Raw genomic sequence first — 3,761 nt, 5'->3', positions numbered from 1 at the left:
GGGCCGGCCGGTGCCCGCGCCCGCCACTGTGGAGCGGCCGGTGCCGATTTCCGCCGCCGAACGTGCGGCGTTCAACAACCGTTCGGTCGTGCGCGCCGTCAAGGCGCTGGGGCAGATGGGCTATTGGGCCGACCAGGGCAAATTCGCCCGCGCCATCGCCAATGAAGCCGATAGCGACACCGATCATTTTCTGGCCGCCGAACTCGCCGAGCAACTGGGCCGACCCGACATGAGCGTCATGGTGGGCCGCCGCGCGGTGTCGAGCGGCCTGACCGGCTATGGCACCAGCGCCTTTCCGCGCGTGCCGGTGCCGAGCGAAGCGCAATATAACTGGACCATGGTCCATGCGATCGCCCGGCAGGAAAGCCAGTTCGACAAGCAGATCGTCAGCCATGCGGGCGCGCGGGGCCTGATGCAGTTGATGCCCGGCACCGCGCGCGAGCAGGCGGGAAAGCTGGGCATGAGCTATAACCCCTCCTCGCTCAACGACCCCAGCTATAACATCATGCTGGGTTCGGGCTATTTCCAGCGGATGCTCGATTATTATGGCGGCAGCTATCCGCTGGCGGTGGCGGCCTATAATGCCGGGCCGGGCAATGTGAACAAATGGATTCGCGCCAATGGCGACCCGCGCCTGCCCGGCGCCGACATGCTGCGCTGGATAGAGAATATCCCGATCTACGAGACCAAAAATTACGTCCAGCGCGTGCTGGAAAATGCCGTGGTCTATGATGCGATGAACCCTGAGCGGGCCAAGTTCCGGGGCAGCAATGCGGTGCTGAGCCGCTATCTGGGCAAGCAGACGCCGGGTTGATTTTTTCCGGGGCGGACAAATTGCGCAACCGCCCCGGCTGCGGATAGAGGGGGACGGATGGCCGCTCCCTATCCCAACTATATCTCCCCCGAAGGCTTCGCGAAGCTGCGCGCCGAATATGACCATCTGCTGGGGGTCGAACGGCCGCGCATCGTCGAGGTGGTGAGCTGGGCCGCCGGCAATGGCGATCGCAGCGAAAATGGCGACTATCTCTACGGCCGCAAGCGGATGCGCGAGATCGATTTCCAGCTCAAGCGCCTGTCGAAGAAGATGAAGGACGCCAAGGTCGTCGATCCACGGCAACAGCCTGACAAGGGCCGCGTCTATTTCGGCGCGACGGTCACCATTGCTGATGAAGATGACAATCACCGCACCGTGACGATCGTCGGCAATGACGAAACCGACGTGGACGCCGGGCGGATCGGCTGGGGCTCGCCGATCGCGCGTGCTTTGCGGGGCGCGGCGGTGGGCGACCTGCGCCGGGTGATGCTGCCGGCGGGCGAGAAGGAATATGAGGTGATGGCGATCGTCTATCCGGCCTGACCGGCAGCGATCAGCCAGGCGCGGAAGTCGGCCATGGCCGGGCTGTCGGCGCGGGACATCAGGCGGGTGAGCCAATAGCCGCCCAGATCGATGGTGGCGGCGAAGGGCTGGACCAGCCGCCCGGCCTGCAAATCGCCGGTGAACAAAGCGGGCGGGGCGAGCGCGACGCCAAGGCCCCGCAACGCGGCCTGAACCATCAGCACGGAACTGTCGAACACCGGCCCGCGCAGCGGCGGGCAGGGCGCCCCGGCCGCCGCGAACCAGCGCGGCCATTCGTCGGCGCGGTAGGAACGCAGCAGGATTTCGCGGCCAAGGGCGACAGGCTCCGCCAGCCGCTTGGCGATTTCGGGTGCGCAAAGCGGCGCGAGCGGCGCGCGCAGGACGGGTTCCGCATGAGTGCCATGCCAGGCGCCGTCGCCGAAGCGGATGGCGAGGTCCAGCCCCTCGCCCGCCAGGTCGACGCGATTATTGTTGGTCATGATCCGCAGATCGACATGCGGGCAGGCCCGCGCAAAATCCTCCAGCCGGTCGAGCAGCCATCCGTCCGCGAACGTGCCGACGACGCCCAGGTTCAATATCTCGCGCGGGCGGCCGCCCTCGATCCGGCCCAGCGTCGCGCCGATCCGGTCCAGCGCATCGCCCATCACCGGCAGCAGCGCGCGTCCCTCGTCCGTCAGCATCAGGCCGCGCGGCAGGCGGCGGAACAGCGGCGCGCCCAGCCGCGCCTCCAGCCCCGCGACCTGCTGGCTGACCGCGCCCTGGCTGACGCACAGTTCGATCGCGGCTTTCGTGAAGTTCAGATGCCGCGCCGCCGCCTCGAAGGCGCGCAGGGCATTCAGGGGCAATTGGGCGCGGTCCATGGCGATGAAAGCATAAGCTGACCTCATGGCTCTGTCGAGAAATGATGCTTTGTCGCCGGCGTGGCGACGGGGCAGCTTGCCTACATAGAGGATTGGAGGACGGGTCATGCGAAAGACGATGGTGCTGGCTATTAGCCTGGCTGGGATGATGGCGATGGGCGCGGGCAAGCAGGACGATCCTTTGACGCGCCCGATCGCGCCCGAACAGGCCAAGCGCTGGCTGGCGCCGCAATCGCCGGCGCGCTTGCATGGATCGACCTATCTGGTGGGTTTCGGCGGGCTGAACGTGGCGCTGATCCGCACCAGCGCTGGCCTGATCCTGATCGACGGCGCGGTGCCGCAGGCGGTGCCGGATATCGAGGCGAATATCCGCCAGCTCGGCTTTTCGATCCGCGACGTGAAGCTGATCCTCAGCACCGAACCCCATTATGATCATGCCGGCGGCCTCGCCGCGCTGGCGCGGGACAGCGGGGCGACCGTGATCGCGAGCATGCCCGCTGCGGCGGTGTTGCGGCAGGGCGGGGGCGACCGGGACGATCCGCAGGCGGCCTGGCTGGAGCGCTTCCCCGGCGTGGCGAAGCTGCGGACAGTGCGTAATGGCGAAGTGATCCGGCTGGGCGATGTCGCCGTCACCGCCCATGCGACGCCGGGCCATACGCTGGGCAGCATGAGCTGGAGCTGGAAAAGCTGCGAGGGCAAGGCGTGCAAGACGATCGTCTTCGCCTCCAGCCTCAACCCGCTCGCGGCGGATGGCTGGCGCTTCGCGGACCCGGCGCACCGGGGCTTTGTCGAGGCGTTTCGCGGCACCTTCGCGCGCGTGAAGGCGATGCGCTGCGACCTGCTGATCGCCTCGCACCCGCTGGATGGCGATGCCGACCGGCTGGCGAAGCTGGCAAAGGCGCGCTCGCCCCATCCCTTCGTCGATCCGGCCGCCTGCCGTCGCTATGCGATGCGCGCGGAGGCGGTGCTGGAGAAGAAATTGCAAGAATGAAATATGCGGGCGTGCTGGCCCGCATTGACTCCTGCTGTTCTTGTGGAGGATAAGAACATAACAGGAACAAATGTCATGAGCGAGTCGCTGCACAGCCTCGCCGCGTTGAAGCGGCATATCGCATCGCTGGACCGCGCGCCAGCGGCGCAGCCCTGTGCCCGCTTCGCCAGCGGGCATGACGGGCTGGACGCCGCGCTGGGCGGCGGCCTGGTGCGCGGGCGCGTGCATGAACTGTTCGGGGATGGCGGCGACGCGGCGGCGGCGGGCCTGTCGCTGCTCTGGTGCGCGAAGGCGAGTGGCGATGCGCCCTTGCTGTGGTTGCGCACCAGCGCGGCGGGCAAGGCGGGCGGGCATCCCTATGGGCCGGGCCTCGCCGCGCTGGGGATTGCCCCTGATCGAATGCTGCTGGGCGTGATGGCGGATGAAGCGATGCTGTTGCGCGCCGCGGTGGACGCGCTGCGTTGCCCGGCTTTGGGCGCCTTGCTGATCGAATTGCGCGGACGGGCGCCTCTGCTCGACCTGACCGCCAGCCGCCGGCTGGCGCTGGCGGCGG

5 protein-coding genes are annotated in these 3,761 nt (G+C 67.7%); 4 read left to right on the top strand and 1 reads right to left on the bottom strand.

What is annotated here, in order from left to right; genetic code table 11:
* The coding region (locus C100_RS30595; RefSeq protein WP_024018852.1) for a lytic transglycosylase domain-containing protein at positions 1–814 on the top strand (814 nt) is incomplete at its 5' end.
* Positions 815–871: 57 nt separating this feature from the next.
* Complete coding sequence (greB, locus tag C100_RS30590) at positions 872–1,357, top strand: transcription elongation factor GreB (protein WP_024018851.1); 486 nt, start codon at positions 872–874, stop codon at positions 1,355–1,357.
* On the opposite strand, the gene C100_RS30585 is transcribed toward greB, so the two are convergent.
* Positions 1,345–2,217: a LysR family transcriptional regulator gene (locus tag C100_RS30585; protein ID WP_031308818.1), complete on the bottom strand. Its 873-nt coding sequence runs from the start codon at positions 2,215–2,217 to the stop codon at positions 1,345–1,347. The two genes, greB and C100_RS30585, sit on opposite strands and share 13 nt — an antisense overlap.
* Positions 2,218–2,323: 106 nt before the next feature.
* Between C100_RS30585 and bla the strand changes: the two genes are divergently transcribed.
* Together bla and C100_RS0124160 are read left to right on the top strand one after the other, a co-directional pair.
* Positions 2,324–3,208: a subclass B3 metallo-beta-lactamase gene (bla, locus tag C100_RS30580; protein WP_031308817.1), complete on the top strand. Its 885-nt coding sequence runs from the start codon at positions 2,324–2,326 to the stop codon at positions 3,206–3,208.
* A 75-nt stretch (positions 3,209–3,283) separates the two neighbouring features.
* The coding region (locus tag C100_RS0124160; protein ID WP_031308816.1) for a hypothetical protein at positions 3,284–3,761 on the top strand (478 nt) is incomplete at its 3' end.

The sequence above is a fragment of the Sphingobium sp. C100 genome, assembly GCF_000508185.1.
Lineage (GTDB): Bacteria > Pseudomonadota > Alphaproteobacteria > Sphingomonadales > Sphingomonadaceae > Sphingobium.
The sequence above is the reverse complement of the archived record's forward strand: the minus strand, read 5'-3'. Positions and strand labels throughout refer to the sequence as shown.

Excerpts from the sequence above, each read along its gene's own strand:
- greB (WP_024018851.1), top strand. The coding sequence starts at position 872 with ATGGCCGCTCCCTATCCCAACTATATCTCCCCCGAAGGCTTCGCGAAG.
- C100_RS30585 (WP_031308818.1), bottom strand. The coding sequence starts at position 2,217 with ATGGACCGCGCCCAATTGCCCCTGAATGCCCTGCGCGCCTTCGAGGCG.
- bla (WP_031308817.1), top strand. The coding sequence starts at position 2,324 with ATGCGAAAGACGATGGTGCTGGCTATTAGCCTGGCTGGGATGATGGCG.